Here is a 14,398-nt window from a genome sequence, read left to right as displayed (position 1 = left end):
GGGCGCAACGGTTCCGAGCCGAATCTGGTGCGTGGGTTGAAGCAGAGCAAAGGGCCCGAAGCGAGGACCTTGGGGTGCTTGCCGGCGCGTGACGAGTGCGTCACGGTCCGGCGCCGGGCAGGATGGGGGCATGGCCGAGCCGCACGACCTGACCGCGCTGGAGCAGGCCGACGCGATCGCCCGCGGCGAACTGACCAGCCGCGACCTGGTCGAGCACCACCTCACGCGGGTGGCGGCGCTCGGCGACACCGTCGGGGCGTTCGTCACCGTCACCCCCGACGCGGCGCTGGCCGCCGCCGACGCGGCCGACGCCGTCCCACCAGGCGCGCGAGGCCCGCTGCACGGGGTGCCGACCGCCATCAAGGACCTGACGCTCACCGCGGGCGTACGCACCACCTTCGGCTCGGCCGCCTTCGCCGACTTCGTGCCGCCGGTCGACGCCGACGTGGTCCGGTTCATGCGCAACGCCGGCCTGGTCAGCCTCGGCAAGACCACCACCTCCGAGCTGGGCTGCTCGCTCTACTCCGAGGGACTTGTCGCGCCACCGGCGCGCAACCCGTGGAACATCGCGTACACCGCGGGTGGGTCCAGCGGCGGCGCGGCGGCCGCGGTGGCGGCCGGTCTCGTCCCCGTCGCGCAGGGCTCCGACGGCGGCGGGTCGCTGCGCATCCCGGCGTCGATGTGCGGGCTGGTCGGCTACAAACCCAGCCGTGGGCTGGTCTCCGGCGGGCCGGTCGGCTTCGGGGCGTACGGGCTGCCCACCAGCGGCCCGATCGGGCGGACCGTCGCCGACGTGGCCGCGCTGCTCGACGTCCTCGCCCAGCCGGTCCCCGGCGAGCCCTACCTGCCGCCGCTCCCGCCGGCCGGCGGGTGGCTGGCCGCGGCCCGGGCGGCCGAGCCGGGCCGGCTGCGGATCGGGCGTTTCACCACACCGATGCTCGCCGACGAGCCGGTGCACCCCGACTGCGTGGCCGCCGTGGACCGGGCCGCCGCCCTGCTCGCCGCCGCCGGCCACGACGTGGTCGAGGTGCCGGCGCCGCTCACGCCGGCGGCGTGGCCGCTGTTCGAGATCGTCTGGTACGTGCTGGCGCTCGCCCCGGTGCCGCCCGAGCGGGAGAGCGAGCTGCTGCCGCTCACCCGGCTGCTGCGGGCCCGCGGCGCGGCGATCTCCGCGGCCACCCTCACCGCCACGCTCGGCGAGCTGCAGGCGCAGGTCCGCCTCGGGGTGCGCCGCACCGCCGGCTGTGACCTGCTGCTCTGCCCGACGCTGGCCGCGCCGCAGGCGCCGGTGGGCTGGTTCACCGAGGGCCGCGACCCGGCGGAGGACTTCGACCGGCAACGCCGGTTCTCGCCGTACTGCGCCATATTCAACGTGACGGGCGATCCGTCCATGTCGCTGCCGGTGGGCGTGACCGCCGACGGGCTGCCCGTCGGGGTGCTGCTCAGCGGCCGGTACGGTGCCGACGCCCGTCTGATCGCCACCGCTGCGCAACTGGAACAGTCCAGTGGCGGATGGGATCACCACCCCGCGATCTGGCGGGCGGTCGGCTCCGCTAACGTGAATAGCACAAGCGGAGTCGGGGAATCGTCCACATGACCGTCCACCCGACCCGGATTCCTGGTCTCTCTCTCGCCTGGGGGCGTTGGGATTGTCTGTAACCGACACTCTGCTGGTCTTCGTCGGCATCCCGGCGGCCACGGTGCTGGTGATCGCCGGTCTGGCGTACGCCGGCAGCAACCGTGGCACCGGAAGCGGTCGCGGTAAGCGCTACCGGCCGGGCCGGCCCTTCGACTTCACTCCGGTCTGGTTCCTCAGCCGCCCGGAGGAGCTGGCCGACTCGGCCGGCGCCGTGATGGCCGTCGGCGCGCAGTCGCCCGCGCTGACCAGCGGCAAGCAGGAGCGGGCCGGCATCGAGCCGCCGGCCGGTGGAACCGGAGGCGCAAGTGACCGTTGGTGAGCTGCAGCCCCAGTCCGGGACGGGCAACCCGCCCGAGGTCCTGGACGGGCCGTTCTCGACCCGCCAGCTGCTGCGCATCGACGAGGCGCTGCGACTGGCCGACCGCGGGACCGGCCTGGTCTTCTCGGTCTTCGTCGGTGGCCTGGACGAGCCGATCCGGGAGCACGCCGAGCGGCTGCACCGCCAGCTCGCCGAACCCCACCGGTCCGTGCTGATCGCGATCTCGCCGAACCAGCGGCAACTGGAGATCGTCACCGGCCGGCACGCCCGCAAGCGCATCCCCGACACGTACGCGAAGCTCGCCGCCCTCTCCATGGTGGCCGCCTTCGGCGGCGGCGACCTGGCCGGCGGCATCATCACCGGCCTCGACCAGCTCGCCAGCCACGCCGGCAAGGGCTGAATCCCGCTCCGCGCACGACGAAGCCCGGTCCACGCGGACCGGGCTTCGTCGTGTCGCCGTCGCGGTCAGCGCGGCAGGGGTGCCGGAACGGCCGGGGCCCGGGCGCGGGCCTCCGCCCACACCGGCCCCGGCCGGCTACTCCTGCTCAGGCGCTCCGGTCGTCCCGGGCGCGGGCCTTGAGAGCCCGGATCACGCCGTCGCGGCCCTCGGCGACCAGCCGGCGCAGCGGGGCCGGGTGGCCCTCGCCGGCCAGCCAGGCGTCGGTCGCCGCCACGGTGTCGTCCTCGACCAGGTACGCCGGGTACGCCAGCTGCGCGAACTCCTGCGCCGGCTCGCTGTCCCGGCTGGCCCAGACCTGCGCGACCGTGGCGAAGTACCGGTCCCGGTAGGGGCGCACCAGCTCGACCTGCGTCGGATGGGCGAACCCCATGAGCAGCGCGCGGTGCCGCCAGTTCGGCAGCGGATCCGGGCCGGTCAGCTGCGCCCACACGGCCGCCTTGTTCTCCGGGGTCGGCACGAGCGCGTGCGCGTACGCGGCCTCCCGCTCACCGCTGGCGGTGCGGTCGGTCGCCAGCTCCGCCTCCACGTCGGCGGGGCCGGCCGCGCCGTTGGCCACCAGCGCGCCGAGCACCGTCCAGCGCAGCTCGGTGTCGACGGTCAGGCCGGCCGGCACCCCGCTGCCGTCCAGCCAACCCCGCAGGGTCGCCAGGTCCTCCGACGAGCGGGCCGCCGAGGCGTACGCGCGGGCCCAGGCGAGCTGGAAGCCGCTGCCGGGCTCGGCGGCGGCGAGCGCCGTGCGCGAGGTCCGCGCCAGGTCGGCCCAGCCGGTCGGCGCCCACACCGGGTCGGCGTAGAAGGTCAGCGCGGTGGTGGCCTGCCGCAGCGTGGCGGTGACCAGGTTGATGTCGGTCTCGGCGGGCAGGCCGGCGAGCACCAGCGCCACGTAGTCGCGGGCGGCCAGTTCGGCGTCACGGATCATGTCCCACGCGGCGGTCCAGCACAGCGCCCGCGCCAGTGACGACTCGAAGCCGGCGATGTGCTGCACCACGGTGGCCATCGAGCGCTCATCGAGCCGCAGCTTCGCGTACGTGAGGTCGTCGTCGTTGAGCAGCAGCACGTCCGCGGCGCGGAGCCCGGCCAGTTCGGCCAGCTCGGTCGCCTCGCCGGTGACGTCCACCTCGACGCGCTCGCGCCGGACCAGGCGGCCGTCGGTGAGGTCGTACAGGCCGACGCCGATGCGGTGGGTACGCAGCGTCGGGTGCCCCGCCGGCGCCTCCTGCCGTACCACGACCCGCTCGTAGCTGCCGTCGGCGCCGATCGTCACCTCCGGGCGCAGCGTGTTGACCTGCGGGGTCTCCAGCCACTGCGCGGCGAACTTGCGCAGCTCCCGCCCGGAGGCGGCCTCCAGCTCCGACAGCAGGTCGTCGAAGGTCGCGTTGCCCCACGCGTGCTTGCCGAAGTACGACCGGAGGCCGGCCAGGAACGGCTCCTCGCCGACATACGCCACGAGCTGCTTGAGCACGCTCGCGCCCTTGGCGTACGTGATGCCGTCGAAGTTGACCTCGACCGCCTCCAGGTCCGGCATCTCGGTGTAGACCGGGTGGGTGGAGGAGAGCTGGTCCTGCCGGTAGCCCCAGTTCTTCCGGATGGACAGGAACGTCGTCCAGGCCTCGGAGAAGCGCGTCGCGTGGGTGTTGCACCAGTGGCTGGCCCACTCGGCGAACGACTCGTTCAACCACAGGTCGTTCCACCACCGCATGGTGACCAGGTCGCCGAACCACATGTGCGCCATCTCGTGCAGGATCGTGTTGGCGCGCTGCTCGTACTCGTAGTCGGTGACCTGCGAGCGGAACAGGTAGTGCGACTCGGCGTGGGTGACGCAGCCGAAGTTCTCCATCGCGCCGGCGTTGAAGTCCGGCACCCAGAGCTGGTCGTACTTCGTGAGCGGGTAACGCACCCCGAACTGGTCGTGGAAGAAGTCGAAGCCCTGCCGGGTGACGAGGAACAGGTCGTCGGAGTCCAGGTGCGGCGCCATCGAGGCCCGGCAGAAGACCCCGAGGTCGATGCCGTCGTGGGTCTCCCGCACCTCGTGGTACGGCCCGGCGCAGAGTGCGGTGATGTAGGTGCTCATCCGCACCGACTCGGCGAAATGGACGGTCTTCAGGCCCTCGCCCGCCGTCTCCTCACGCTCCACGGGCATGTTCGAGACGACCTTCCAGTGCGCCGGAACCGTGGCGTGCCACGTGTAGACGCTCTTCAGGTCGGGCTGGTCGAAGGCGGCGAAGACCCGCTGGGCGTCCGCGGTCTCGAACTGGCTGTACAGGTAGGTCTCGCCGTCGACGGGGTCGACCGTGCGGTGCAGCCCCTGCCCGCTGTTCGAGTACGCGAAGTCCGCCTCGACCACGAGCGTGTTCTCCGCGGCCAGGCCGGACAGGACGAGACCCTTCTCCGCCGACCAGTCGCCGAGGTCCAGCGGGGTGCCGTTGAGGGTGGCGGACCGCACCGAGTCGGCGGCCACCTCGATGAAGGTGCTCGCACCCGGCTCGGTGCACCGGAACCGGACCTCGGTCCTGGACCGGAAGGTGCGACCACCGGCCTGTACGGCGCTCGACAGGTCCAGGTCGATGTCGTACCCGGTCACGTCGAGCAGGCGGCTCCGCTCGGTGGCCTCCACCTGCGTCAGGTTGCGCACTCCCGGCACTGTTCGTCTCCATCCCTCGTCTCGCCGTCGCCGACCGCGGCGCCGTTGCCCAGCCACTCGTGGCAGCCGCGCGAATCGAGTCTTGCATGCACCCGGGCCCCACGGTGGGCGAGGTCACGCTCTCATTCCGGTGTCGTCCTCAGGAAACCGGGGTGAAGATCGGTGCAGGCGCCGAGGAGCGGCGCCACCCGTCGTGAAGGGACCTCACCGTGAGCGAGCGTGTCACCGTCGACATGTGGTTCGACCCGATCTGCCCGTGGGCGTGGATCACGTCCCGGTGGCTGCTGGAGGTCGAGCGGGTCCGGGAAGTGGACATCCGGTTCCACGTGATGAGCCTGTCGGTGCTCAACGAGGGCCGGGACCTGCCCGAGGAGTACCAGGAGCTGATGCGGACCGGCTGGGGCCCGGTGCGGGTCTGCATCGCCGCCGAGCAGCGGCACGGCGCGGAGGCGCTGCGCGGCCTCTACACCGCGCTCGGCACCCGCATCCACCTCGAGCGGGAGAAGCTCTCCCCGGAGCTGTACGCGGCCGCCCTGACCGATGCCGGCCTGGACCCGGAACTCGCGCAGGCCGCCGAGAGCGCCGGCCACGACGAGGCGCTGCGGGCCAGCCACGAGGCGGGCATGCGACCGGTCGGCACCGACGTCGGCACCCCGGTCATCCACGCGCCAGGCCCGGACGGCTCCCCGGTCGCCTTCTTCGGGCCGGTGGTGACCCCGGCCCCGAAGGGCGAGGCCGCCGGTCGCCTCTGGGACGGCGTCCTGCTGGTCGCCGGTACGCCCGGCTTCTACGAGCTGAAGCGCTCCCGCGAACAGGACCCCATCTTCGACTGAGGTGAAAGGAAGGGCCCCTTCTTAACGCTTCGCGTAGAGGAAGGGGCCCTTGTTAACACCTTGGGACCGCCGTCACCCGGCCTCCGGCGGATTCGTTGGCCTCCATGTCCGCCGCAGCGACCCGCAGCGACCCGAAAGGGCCGCACCCCGCAGCTCGTGGAGGCAAGTCTGATGGCCAAGCACCGTGCGTCCGGTGACGAACCGTTGACCAGGGAGGAGACGAGCGACAACCCCGCGTACTGGTCGGTCGACGACTCCCGCTGGCCGGCGGTCCGTCCCGACCTGCCCACGCACATGGTGGACCTGCTCGCCCCGCCGATCGTGGTCGGCGTGGCCCGCGTGCCGGTCACGTCGCGGCTCACTCCGCCCGGCGCGCCGGAACGGTCCCGCCCCGCCATCGCGCCCCGCCGGCCGGTCGAGCCGGCGCCAGCGGGCCGGCACCGCCGGGTACGGGACGTCTGACGAGGTGTTAACAAGGGGCCCTTCCTCTACCGCAGGCGTTAATAAGGGGCCCTTCCTTTCACCTGGTGGGCGGGACGGCGGGTACGGGACACGGCGCCGGCGGGCACCGGTAGCGTCATCGGACATGACGGTCGTCCATCCGATCGCCCGGGCCTGGATCACCACCGGCGGCACCGGCGCGCAGAACTACGACGAGTTCGCCGACGACGCGGAGATCACCGCGATCATCGAGGCGAACCCGCACAGTGCCCTCGGCATCGAGATGCCGCACCGGGCTCCGGAGAGCGTGGGGAAGTCGTTCCTCGACGCGCTGCCCGACGCGGTGGCCCGGCTCGCCGAGGCGAAGGCGGACGGCAGCTATACCCCCGCCGAGCAGGTGGTGGTGCTCTACCGGATCAGCGCGCCGGGGGAGGAGCCCGCGTACGGGCTCTTCGCCATGGTCGACACCGATCAGATCTCCACAAGCGCGGACGAACCGGGCCTGGTCATCCGCAACGAGGACGTGTTCATCGCCAAGGTGCGCGAGCGGGTGGCCCTGGCCGAGACGCTTGGCCACCTGCTCTCGCCCGTGCTCCTGCTCCAGACCGGGCGCGGCGACGACCTGCACGCCGCCCTCGCCGCGGCGACCGACGCGGCCGGGGCGCCGGCCGCCACCGACACCGACCAGGCCGGGCGTACGCACGCCATCTGGCTGGTCGGCCCCGGCGCCGAGCAGGACGAGCTGACGGCTCTCGCGGGTGGCGGCGAGCTGGTCGTCGCCGACGGCAACCACCGCAGTCTCGCCGCGCAGACCGGCGGGCTGCCGCGCTTCCTGGCCGTGGTCACCACGCCGGCGTCGGTGGCGATCCAGCCGTACAACCGGCTGGTCAGCGAACTCACCACCGGCCCGGCCGAGCTGCTCGACCGGCTGCGCGCCGCCGGCGCGCAGATCGAGCCGATCGACGGCCCGGTCGAGGTGCCGGCGGCCGGCGGCACCATCCATCTCCGGCTCGCCGACCGGGGGTACGCGGTGCGCCTGCCCCGGGTGGGTGCGGGCGACCTGGAGAACCTGGACCACGCGCTTGTCGAGCGGCTGCTGCTGCGTGACGCGCTGGGGCTGGACCCGGGTGACAAGCGGATCACGTACGTCGGCGGTGACTACCCGGCGAGCTGGCTGACCGGCGAGGTCGCCGCCGGCAGGGCCGAGCTGGCCGTGCTCATCGCGCCGGTGACCGTCGACGACTTCGTCGCGGTGAACCTCGCCCGGGAGAAGATGCCGCGCAAGAGCACCTGGTTCACCCCGAAGGCCCGCGGCGGCCTGGTCGTCGCCGAGCTGGAGCACTGAAGGCTACGGTCACCTGTGACGAATCCGCCTCCGTGCCGCCGCCCGCGCGCCGGTACGGAGGCGGGCCTGTCAGACTGCGCGGTATGCGTGTCTACCTGGGTTCCGACCACGCCGGTTTCGAGTTGAAGACGCACCTGGCCAACCACCTGGCCAAGGAGGGGTACGACGTGGTCGACGTCGGCCCGCACGCCTACGACCCGGACGACGACTACCCGGCGTTCTGCCTGCACACGGGGGACCGGGTGGTGGCGGATCCGGGCAGCCTCGGTGTGGTCATCGGTGGCTCCGGCAACGGCGAGCAGATCGCCGCGAACAAGATCACCGGCGTGCGGGCCGCGCTGGCGTGGAGCATCGACACGGCTCACCTCGCCCGCGAGCACAACGACGCCAACGTCGTCGCGGTCGGCGCGCGGCAGCACACCCTGGACGAGGCCACCGCGATCGTCGAGGCGTTCCTGACCACCCCGTTCTCCGGCAACGAGCGCCACGCCCGCCGGATCCGCCAGGTGGCCGACTACGAGGGCAGTCGCGAGCTTCCGCCGCTGCCCTGAGCGGCGGTCACCGGCGGGGAAGGTCCTCGCGCGGGGTCCAGTTGCGGCGGACGAGGACGACCCGGGCCGCCGCCTCCGCCAGGTCCTCGTCCGTCGGGCGCGAGGCGTCGCGCGCGCGCATCGCGGCGGTCACGCTCACCTGGGACGAGCCGGAGCCGACCAGCCCGCGCAGCCCGCGCTCGCCCTCGTCGGCGCCGCTCCGCCGGTTACGGGGTGGCGCGTCGCCGTCGTGCACCCCGGCTGTCGCCGCGCTCGGACCGTCGGTGCCGCCGTCGGTCGGGTTGCGGTGCCGGCGCCGGCGTCGTTCCACGTCACCCATCAGCCGACCGTACCGCTCAGAACACCTCCATGCCGGTGGGCGCCCGATGCCAGCCGAAGGCCGGCCCGGCGGCCGCCAGCGCGCCGGGCCGCAGTTCCCGGACGCGGCCCGCGGCGGCGAGTTCGCCGAGCCCGGCCCCACCCAGGTAGAGCTCGCCGAGGCAGCGTACGTCGCAGGCGAGGTCGGCCGGCCCGTCGCTGGCGGTGCAGGTGGCCCCGTCCGGGCCGCCGGTGAGGCGCCACCGGCCGGTGTTCGTCGGCAGCAGTTCGTCGGTGATCTCCAGCACCACGTCCACCGCGGTCGCGTACCGCCGGCCGGCGAGCGCGGCGGGCAGGTCCACGACCCGCAGCCACAACCCGTCGCTCAGCTGTGGGGCCAGCCGGCGCGGCTCGTTGACCAGCCGCAGCAGCGGCTCGTCCACCGCCGCCGCGCGGTACGTGAGCCGCCGGGTCAGGTCGAGGGAGAGCAGCATCCGCCACAGCGCCAGGTACGCGGCCGGGTCGCCGGTCACCACCTCGTCGACGATCGTGGTGGCCTTCGGGCCGGCGGCGTCCCATTCGCCCCGGGTGCGGTAGAGCGCGTACCCGTCGACGCCGTCACGCCCCTCGTGCAGAACGGCCCGGCGTTCGGTGGCGCCGCCCCGGTGCGACGCCGGGTCGGACACGACGTAGTTCCACCACACCTCGCCCCGGCTCGACCAGCCGGGGCGGTCCGGGCGCACCACGTCGTACACCCGGGCCAGCTCGGCCCGGCACTCCGCCGGCCGGGCCAGGCGGAGGCGGCCCTCGGCGGGCGTCGGGCCGGGCAGGCGCAGCTCGGTCGTCTCGCACTCCACCACGAGCCGCTGGCTGGCCAGGCCGTACCCGAAGCGCGGGTAGATCCGTCCCTCGCTGGCCCACAGCAGGGCGACCGGCTCGCGGCCGGCGTCCCGCACCTCGCCAAGCTGTCGTCGCATCAGGTCGGTGAGCAGCCCTCGACGGCGGTGGGTGGGGGCCACCCCGACCATGCTGACGTGCGCGGCGGGCAGGCAGGCCCCGGGCACGGTCAGTTCGCGGGTGTACGCGGTGGCGCTCGCCACCAGGTCGGTGCCGTCGCGGACGAGCACCGTGCGCTCCGGCTCCAGGAGGTCCTTCTCGACCGCCCACGACTCGGTGTCGAAGCCGCCGTGGAACAGGCTGCCGAGCAGTTCGCCCAGCTCGTCGAAGTCCTCGGTCCGGGCGGCGTCGAAGCGCAGTGGGGCAGTCATGTGGCCCTGTCTAGCGCACCGGCGGTGTTCCGGACGACCGATTTGCGCGCTGGCTACCCTCGATAGTCAGACGGGGCCCCGCTGGTCCCGTCCGGTCCAGGGGAGGGACGACATGGCCGACCAGACGCAGCCGTGGGCGGAGCGGACCGTCGAGGTGCCGCCGCAGCCGGGCGTCGGGGTGCCGCAGCAGCGGGACGCCTTCCGGCGGGGGGTGGCCTCGGTGGGGCCGTCCGGCGCGAAACGAACGGAGCCGTTCCCTGTGGTCCAGGATCCGACCGGGCCGGGCTGGCCCGGCGCACCGGCCCCGCGCCGCCCGTTGAGCTGGCACATCGCCCAGCTTCGGCGCGGCGGGCAGTGGAGCGCCGCCGGTGCGCTCTTCGCGTTCGTCTGCTGGGGTATCTGGGCGATCTCCGGCGGCGGCAACCTCGCGGCGCCGCTGTTGATCTTCGTGCTGAGCCTGCTCGTGGCGGCCGGCCTGTTCGCTCTCGCCCGGCTGCTCGGCCGGGTGGTGCTGGAGCAGCGCCTGGGCCGCGTGCGGCGCAGCGCCCGCGGCGCGCACCTGGTGACGGCCGTCTTCCTGGCCGGTCTCGGCGTGGCGTGGCTCCAGCAGACCGAGTGGGTCGTCTCGGTCTGGAACTGGATCACCAACAACTGACGGGTGGGCGGGGCGTGTCGCCGCCCCGCCCACCCGTGCGTCCGGTCGCGTGCTGTCGCGACCACGTCGTCCTCCCACCAGGTCGTGGGAGGCATACCCGGCCCGGCGCGGATCATCCCCGCGGGACCCGGTCGCGGCGGGCTTCTCGGTCAGGGCCCGCAGTACAGCAGGCGGTTCGGGGTGCCGCTCACCGAGCCGCCGCTCACCACGCCGACGGTCGCCCGGCTCGTCAGGTAGCCGGTGACCTGGGCGGGGCTCCAGGTCGGGTTCGCCGAGAGGGCGAGCGCGGCGCAGCCGGCGACGTGCCCGGCGGCCATCGAGCCCCCGCTGATCGTCGCCGTCGCGGTGTCGCTCGGGTGCCAGGTCGACGTGATACCCGCTCCCGGCGCGTACAGGTCGAGGCAGGTTCCGTAGTTGCCGGAGGGCATCCGGCCGTCGGTACGGGTGGTGCCGGCCACGGTCAGCGCGGCGGGGACCCGCGCCGGGGAGTAGTTGCAGGCGTTCGACGCCGAACTTCCCGCGGTCACCACGTACGTCACGCCCGAGCGGATGGAGTTCGTCACCGCCGTGTCCAGCGCGGTGCTCGCGCCGCCACCGAGCGCCAGCAGGGCCACCGCCGGGCGCGCCGCGTTCGCGGTGACCCAGTCGATGCCGGCGATCACCTGGGCGATGGTGCCGCTGCCCGCGCAGCTGAGCACGCGTACCGGGTGCAGCCGCACCTCCTTGGCCACCCCGTGCAGCGTGCCGCCGACCGTTCCGGCCAGGTGGGTGCCGTGTCCGTTGCAGTCGTCGGCCGGGCCGCCGTCGACCAGGTCCACCCCCGGCCCGACCCGGCCACCGAGGTCCTGGTGGGTGCCGCGCACGCCGGTGTCGATCACGTACGCGTTGACGTTCGGCGCGGTGTTCGGGTATGCGTACCGGCCGTCGAGCGGCAGGTTGCGCTGGTCGATCCGGTCCAACCCCCAGGACGGCGGGTTCAGCTGCACGCCACCGGCGGAGAGTCCGACTCGTTGGTTCCGTTCGACGTACGCGACCGCCGGGTCGGCGGCGAGGCGGCGGGCGGCGGGCGCGGTCAGGCGTACCTCGAATGCGTCGAGGGCGTTCCGGAAGACCTGCCGCACGGTGCCCGCGTGCCGGTTCGCGAGCCGGTGGGCGGTGCTGTCCACGCTCGCGGAGCGGGTCCCGGTCGACACGTCCCGGAGTACCACCACGTAGCTGTCGGCGACGGCGGTCGGCGAGTCGGCGTACCGGATCTGGCCTGCGGCGGGCGCGGCGGTGGCCGGGCCGGCCGTCAGCGCGCCCGCGACGGCGGCGACGAGCGCGATGGTGCGGAGACGTCGGGGAACGGCGAAGGGCATCGGTTCCTCCTCCTGGCCGCTCTCCCGCGGCTCGTGACCGCGGGAGAGCACGACGGGTTGCCAGCAGAATACCGATGCATCGAGATCGCTGGATATAACTGGCGGCTTCCGCCGCCGGTTTCAGTGCGTTCCCCCCTGCCCCTCGGCGTCGGCCCTCGGCGAGGCGACCCGGGCCTGCGGGTCCTCGACACCGGGCTCGCCGCCGTCCGGAGCGACCACGCCGTCGTACGTGTAGACGGGCCCGCCCTCGGCGTGCTGCTTCGTGGTCCGCACGTAGCGGTGCATCATGCCGTCGATCTCCACCTCGAGCAGGGCGTCGCCGCCCGTGTCCAGGGCGCTGCCGTCCCGGGGGCCACCAACCAGGTGGGCTGTCGTGTTCGTGTCCATGTCGACGCGGGTTACCCGGGGCGCTCCGGTGCAAAACGGGCGGCTTGAGTGAGCGTTGACCGGGCGTCGCGAGAATCGACCGCCGTAGGAACGGATCCAGCGCACCCGGAGGAGTCCCCTTGACGTACGCATCGCTCCCGCTGACTCCCGGCGCGCCGGCCGATCGGGCGGGACGCCGGCTGTTCACGTCGGAGTCGGTCACGGAAGGTCACCCTGACAAGATCGCCGATCAGATCAGTGATGGCATCCTCGACGCGTTGCTCGCGGAGGATCCGCGGTCGCGGGTCGCGGTGGAGACGTTGATCACGACGGGTCAGGTGCATATCGCGGGTGAGGTGACCACGAAGGCGTACGCCGATATCCCGACGATCGTGCGTAGGACGATCCTCGACATCGGTTACGACTCGTCGAAGAAGGGTTTCGACGGAGCGTCCTGCGGCGTCAGCGTGTCGATCGGGGCGCAGTCGGCGGACATCGCGCAGGGGGTGGACAACGCCTTCGAGTTGCGGACCGGTGAGTCGGAGAGCGCGTTGGACGCGCAGGGTGCCGGTGATCAGGGGATGATGTTCGGTTTTGCGTGTTCGGAGACGCCGGAGTTGATGCCGTTGCCGATCGCGTTGGCGCATCGCCTGTCGCGGCGGTTGGCGCAGGTGCGTAAGGACGGGACGGTGCCGTATCTGCGGCCGGACGGTAAGACGCAGGTGACGATCGAGTATGAGGGTCTGCGGCCGGTGCGGTTGAACACGGTGGTCGTCTCCAGCCAGCACGCGGCGGACATTTCGTTGGAGTCGTTGTTGACTCCGGACGTGCGTGATCATGTGATCACGCCGGAGGTGGAGTCGCTGGGGTTGGACACCGAGGGGTACCGGTTGTTGGTGAATCCGACGGGCCGGTTTGAGATCGGTGGTCCGATGGGTGATGCGGGTCTGACCGGCCGGAAGATCATCGTGGACACGTATGGCGGGTACGCGCGGCATGGTGGTGGGGCGTTTTCGGGGAAGGATCCGTCGAAGGTGGACCGGTCGGCGGCGTACGCGATGCGGTGGGTGGCCAAGAACGTGGTCGCCGCCGGCTTGGCGGAGCGGTGTGAGGCGCAGGTGGCGTACGCGATCGGTAAGGCGCATCCGGTGAGCCTGTTCGTGGAGACGTTCGGGACGGAGACGGTGCCGGTGGAGCGGATCGAGAAGGCGGTCACGGAGGTGTTCGATCTGCGGCCGGCGGCGATCATCCGGGATCTGCACCTGATGCGGCCGATCTACGCGCAGACCGCGGCGTACGGGCACTTCGGTCGGGAGTTGCCCGACTTCACGTGGGAGAGCACCGACCGCGCCGCCGACCTCAAGAGCGCGGCGAGCTGATGGGCTGGTTCCGGCGCGTCATGTCCGAGGTCGAACTCGGGCTGAGCCTGTTGGGCGCGTCGTTCGCCGGGATCGACCTGCGGGAGATCCTCCGGTCCTACGGCCGGGGCGACCCGGCACCGGTGGCGGCCGACGGCGCCGCCGACGATCCGCCGCCGTCGGGTGCGCAAGCGCCGCCGCCCGACGCGGTACCGGACGGGCCGCCGGCGACGGAGACGCAGCCCCCGGCCGGTCACCCCGAGCGGCTGGTCCCGCACCAGCCGCTCACCGACGAGGAGCGGCGACTCTGGTCCCAACTGCGGTGACCCGCCGACGACCTGTGGATCGACAGCGTGAGTGAGGAGTCTGACCATGTCGGGAGCCGACACCCTGGTGCGTACCGCCGAGGACTTCAAGGTGGCGGATCTGTCGCTTGCTGAGTTCGGGCGTAAGGAGATCCGGCTTGCGGAGCATGAGATGCCGGGTTTGATGGCGATTCGTGCCGAGTTCGCGGGGGCGCAGCCGTTGGCGGGTGCGCGGGTGACGGGGTCGTTGCACATGACGGTGCAGACCGCGGTGTTGATTGAGACTCTGGTTGCGTTGGGTGCGCGGGTGCGGTGGGCGTCGTGCAACATTTTCTCGACTCAGGATCATGCTGCCGCTGCGGTGGTGGTGGGTCCGGAGGGCACCCCGGAGGCTCCGGCGGGGGTGCCGGTGTACGCGTGGAAGGGCGAGTCCCTGGCGGAGTATTGGTGGTGCACGGAGCGGGTGCTGACGTGGCCGGACGGGCAGGGTCCGAACATGATCCTCGATGATGGTGGGGATGCCACGTTGTTGGTGCACAAGGGTGTGGAGTTCGAGCGGGCG

16 protein-coding genes are annotated in these 14,398 nt (G+C 72.7%); 11 read left to right on the top strand and 5 right to left on the bottom strand.

Annotated features, from left to right (window positions below):
- Positions 1 to 130: 130 nt before the first annotated feature.
- Genes ABTW87_RS15130 through ABTW87_RS15120 form a run of 3 tightly spaced genes read left to right on the top strand, consistent with a single transcriptional unit; the run spans position 131 to position 2,358 of the window.
- Positions 131 to 1,597, top strand: a complete 1,467-nt coding sequence (locus ABTW87_RS15130; protein WP_350651404.1) for an amidase — start codon at positions 131 to 133, stop codon at positions 1,595 to 1,597.
- A 46-nt stretch (positions 1,598 to 1,643) separates the two neighbouring features.
- Positions 1,644 to 1,958 carry an aa3-type cytochrome oxidase subunit CtaJ gene (ctaJ, locus tag ABTW87_RS15125; protein ID WP_502891584.1) on the top strand — a complete coding sequence of 105 codons (315 nt, stop codon included), beginning with the start codon at positions 1,644 to 1,646 and terminating at the stop codon, positions 1,956 to 1,958.
- Positions 1,945 to 2,358 (top strand): DUF5130 family protein, encoded by a 414-nt coding sequence (locus tag ABTW87_RS15120; protein WP_350651403.1) that lies wholly within the window; start codon positions 1,945 to 1,947, stop codon positions 2,356 to 2,358. The genes ctaJ and ABTW87_RS15120 overlap by 14 nt, the downstream gene beginning before the upstream one ends.
- 145 nt (positions 2,359 to 2,503) lie before the next feature.
- On the opposite strand, the gene pepN is transcribed toward ABTW87_RS15120, so the two are convergent.
- Positions 2,504 to 5,050, bottom strand: coding sequence for an aminopeptidase N (gene pepN, locus ABTW87_RS15115; protein ID WP_350651402.1), 2,547 nt, complete (start codon positions 5,048 to 5,050; stop codon positions 2,504 to 2,506).
- A gap of 218 nt (positions 5,051 to 5,268) precedes the next feature.
- Here pepN and ABTW87_RS15110 point away from each other — a divergent pair, with 218 nt between their 5' ends.
- From ABTW87_RS15110 to ABTW87_RS15095, 4 genes are all read left to right on the top strand, one after another.
- On the top strand, positions 5,269 to 5,892 hold the full coding sequence (locus ABTW87_RS15110; RefSeq protein WP_350651401.1) for a mycothiol-dependent nitroreductase Rv2466c family protein: 624 nt from the start codon (positions 5,269 to 5,271) through the stop codon (positions 5,890 to 5,892).
- A gap of 171 nt (positions 5,893 to 6,063) precedes the next feature.
- A complete protein-coding gene (locus tag ABTW87_RS15105; protein WP_350651400.1) occupies positions 6,064 to 6,354 on the top strand; it encodes a hypothetical protein in 291 nt (96 codons plus the stop codon).
- A gap of 124 nt (positions 6,355 to 6,478) precedes the next feature.
- On the top strand, positions 6,479 to 7,678 hold the full coding sequence (locus ABTW87_RS15100; RefSeq protein ID WP_350651399.1) for a DUF1015 family protein: 1,200 nt from the start codon (positions 6,479 to 6,481) through the stop codon (positions 7,676 to 7,678).
- An 83-nt stretch (positions 7,679 to 7,761) separates the two neighbouring features.
- Entirely contained in the window at positions 7,762 to 8,229 is a 468-nt protein-coding gene (locus ABTW87_RS15095; RefSeq protein WP_350651398.1) for a ribose-5-phosphate isomerase, read from the top strand.
- A gap of 7 nt (positions 8,230 to 8,236) precedes the next feature.
- On the opposite strand, the gene ABTW87_RS15090 is transcribed toward ABTW87_RS15095, so the two are convergent.
- On the bottom strand, positions 8,237 to 8,548 hold the full coding sequence (locus tag ABTW87_RS15090; protein WP_350651397.1) for a hypothetical protein: 312 nt from the start codon (positions 8,546 to 8,548) through the stop codon (positions 8,237 to 8,239).
- A gap of 16 nt (positions 8,549 to 8,564) precedes the next feature.
- Positions 8,565 to 9,794 carry a GNAT family N-acetyltransferase gene (locus tag ABTW87_RS15085; RefSeq protein ID WP_350651396.1) on the bottom strand — a complete coding sequence of 410 codons (1,230 nt, stop codon included), beginning with the start codon at positions 9,792 to 9,794 and terminating at the stop codon, positions 8,565 to 8,567.
- 112 nt (positions 9,795 to 9,906) lie between these two features.
- On the opposite strand from ABTW87_RS15085, the gene ABTW87_RS15080 reads away from it, so the two are divergent.
- The gene (locus ABTW87_RS15080) at positions 9,907 to 10,449 is read left to right on the top strand and encodes a hypothetical protein (protein WP_350651395.1); all 543 of its coding nucleotides are present in this window, start codon (positions 9,907 to 9,909) and stop codon (positions 10,447 to 10,449) included.
- A gap of 149 nt (positions 10,450 to 10,598) precedes the next feature.
- On the opposite strand, the gene ABTW87_RS15075 is transcribed toward ABTW87_RS15080, so the two are convergent.
- Positions 10,599 to 11,807, bottom strand: coding sequence for a S8 family peptidase (locus tag ABTW87_RS15075; protein WP_350651394.1), 1,209 nt, complete (start codon positions 11,805 to 11,807; stop codon positions 10,599 to 10,601).
- A gap of 120 nt (positions 11,808 to 11,927) precedes the next feature.
- Complete coding sequence (locus ABTW87_RS15070) at positions 11,928 to 12,194, bottom strand: hypothetical protein (protein WP_350651393.1); 267 nt, start codon at positions 12,192 to 12,194, stop codon at positions 11,928 to 11,930.
- 140 nt (positions 12,195 to 12,334) lie between these two features.
- Here ABTW87_RS15070 and metK point away from each other — a divergent pair, with 140 nt between their 5' ends.
- The 3 genes from metK to ABTW87_RS15055 form a co-directional block, all read left to right on the top strand.
- A complete protein-coding gene (gene metK / locus ABTW87_RS15065; RefSeq protein WP_350651527.1) occupies positions 12,335 to 13,552 on the top strand; it encodes a methionine adenosyltransferase in 1,218 nt (405 codons plus the stop codon).
- Complete coding sequence (locus tag ABTW87_RS15060; protein WP_350651392.1) at positions 13,552 to 13,857, top strand: DUF6059 family protein; 306 nt, start codon at positions 13,552 to 13,554, stop codon at positions 13,855 to 13,857. The genes metK and ABTW87_RS15060 overlap by 1 nt, the downstream gene beginning before the upstream one ends.
- A gap of 46 nt (positions 13,858 to 13,903) precedes the next feature.
- The coding region (locus tag ABTW87_RS15055; RefSeq protein ID WP_350651391.1) for an adenosylhomocysteinase at positions 13,904 to 14,398 on the top strand (495 nt) is incomplete at its 3' end.

Source organism: Micromonospora sp. NPDC126480 (assembly GCF_040302465.1).
Classification (GTDB): domain Bacteria; phylum Actinomycetota; class Actinomycetes; order Mycobacteriales; family Micromonosporaceae; genus Micromonospora.
The sequence above is the reverse complement of the archived record's forward strand: the minus strand, read 5'-3'. Positions and strand labels throughout refer to the sequence as shown.

Coding starts and splice junctions, on each gene's coding strand:
- ABTW87_RS15130 (WP_350651404.1), top strand. CDS start 131: ATGGCCGAGCCGCACGACCTGACCGCGCTGGAGCAGGCCGACGCGATC.
- ABTW87_RS15105 (WP_350651400.1), top strand. CDS start 6,064: ATGGCCAAGCACCGTGCGTCCGGTGACGAACCGTTGACCAGGGAGGAG.
- ABTW87_RS15100 (WP_350651399.1), top strand. CDS start 6,479: ATGACGGTCGTCCATCCGATCGCCCGGGCCTGGATCACCACCGGCGGC.
- ABTW87_RS15095 (WP_350651398.1), top strand. CDS start 7,762: ATGCGTGTCTACCTGGGTTCCGACCACGCCGGTTTCGAGTTGAAGACG.
- ABTW87_RS15090 (WP_350651397.1), bottom strand. CDS start 8,548: ATGGGTGACGTGGAACGACGCCGGCGCCGGCACCGCAACCCGACCGAC.
- ABTW87_RS15085 (WP_350651396.1), bottom strand. CDS start 9,794: ATGACTGCCCCACTGCGCTTCGACGCCGCCCGGACCGAGGACTTCGAC.
- ABTW87_RS15080 (WP_350651395.1), top strand. CDS start 9,907: ATGGCCGACCAGACGCAGCCGTGGGCGGAGCGGACCGTCGAGGTGCCG.
- ABTW87_RS15075 (WP_350651394.1), bottom strand. CDS start 11,807: ATGCCCTTCGCCGTTCCCCGACGTCTCCGCACCATCGCGCTCGTCGCC.
- ABTW87_RS15070 (WP_350651393.1), bottom strand. CDS start 12,194: ATGGACACGAACACGACAGCCCACCTGGTTGGTGGCCCCCGGGACGGC.
- ABTW87_RS15060 (WP_350651392.1), top strand. CDS start 13,552: ATGGGCTGGTTCCGGCGCGTCATGTCCGAGGTCGAACTCGGGCTGAGC.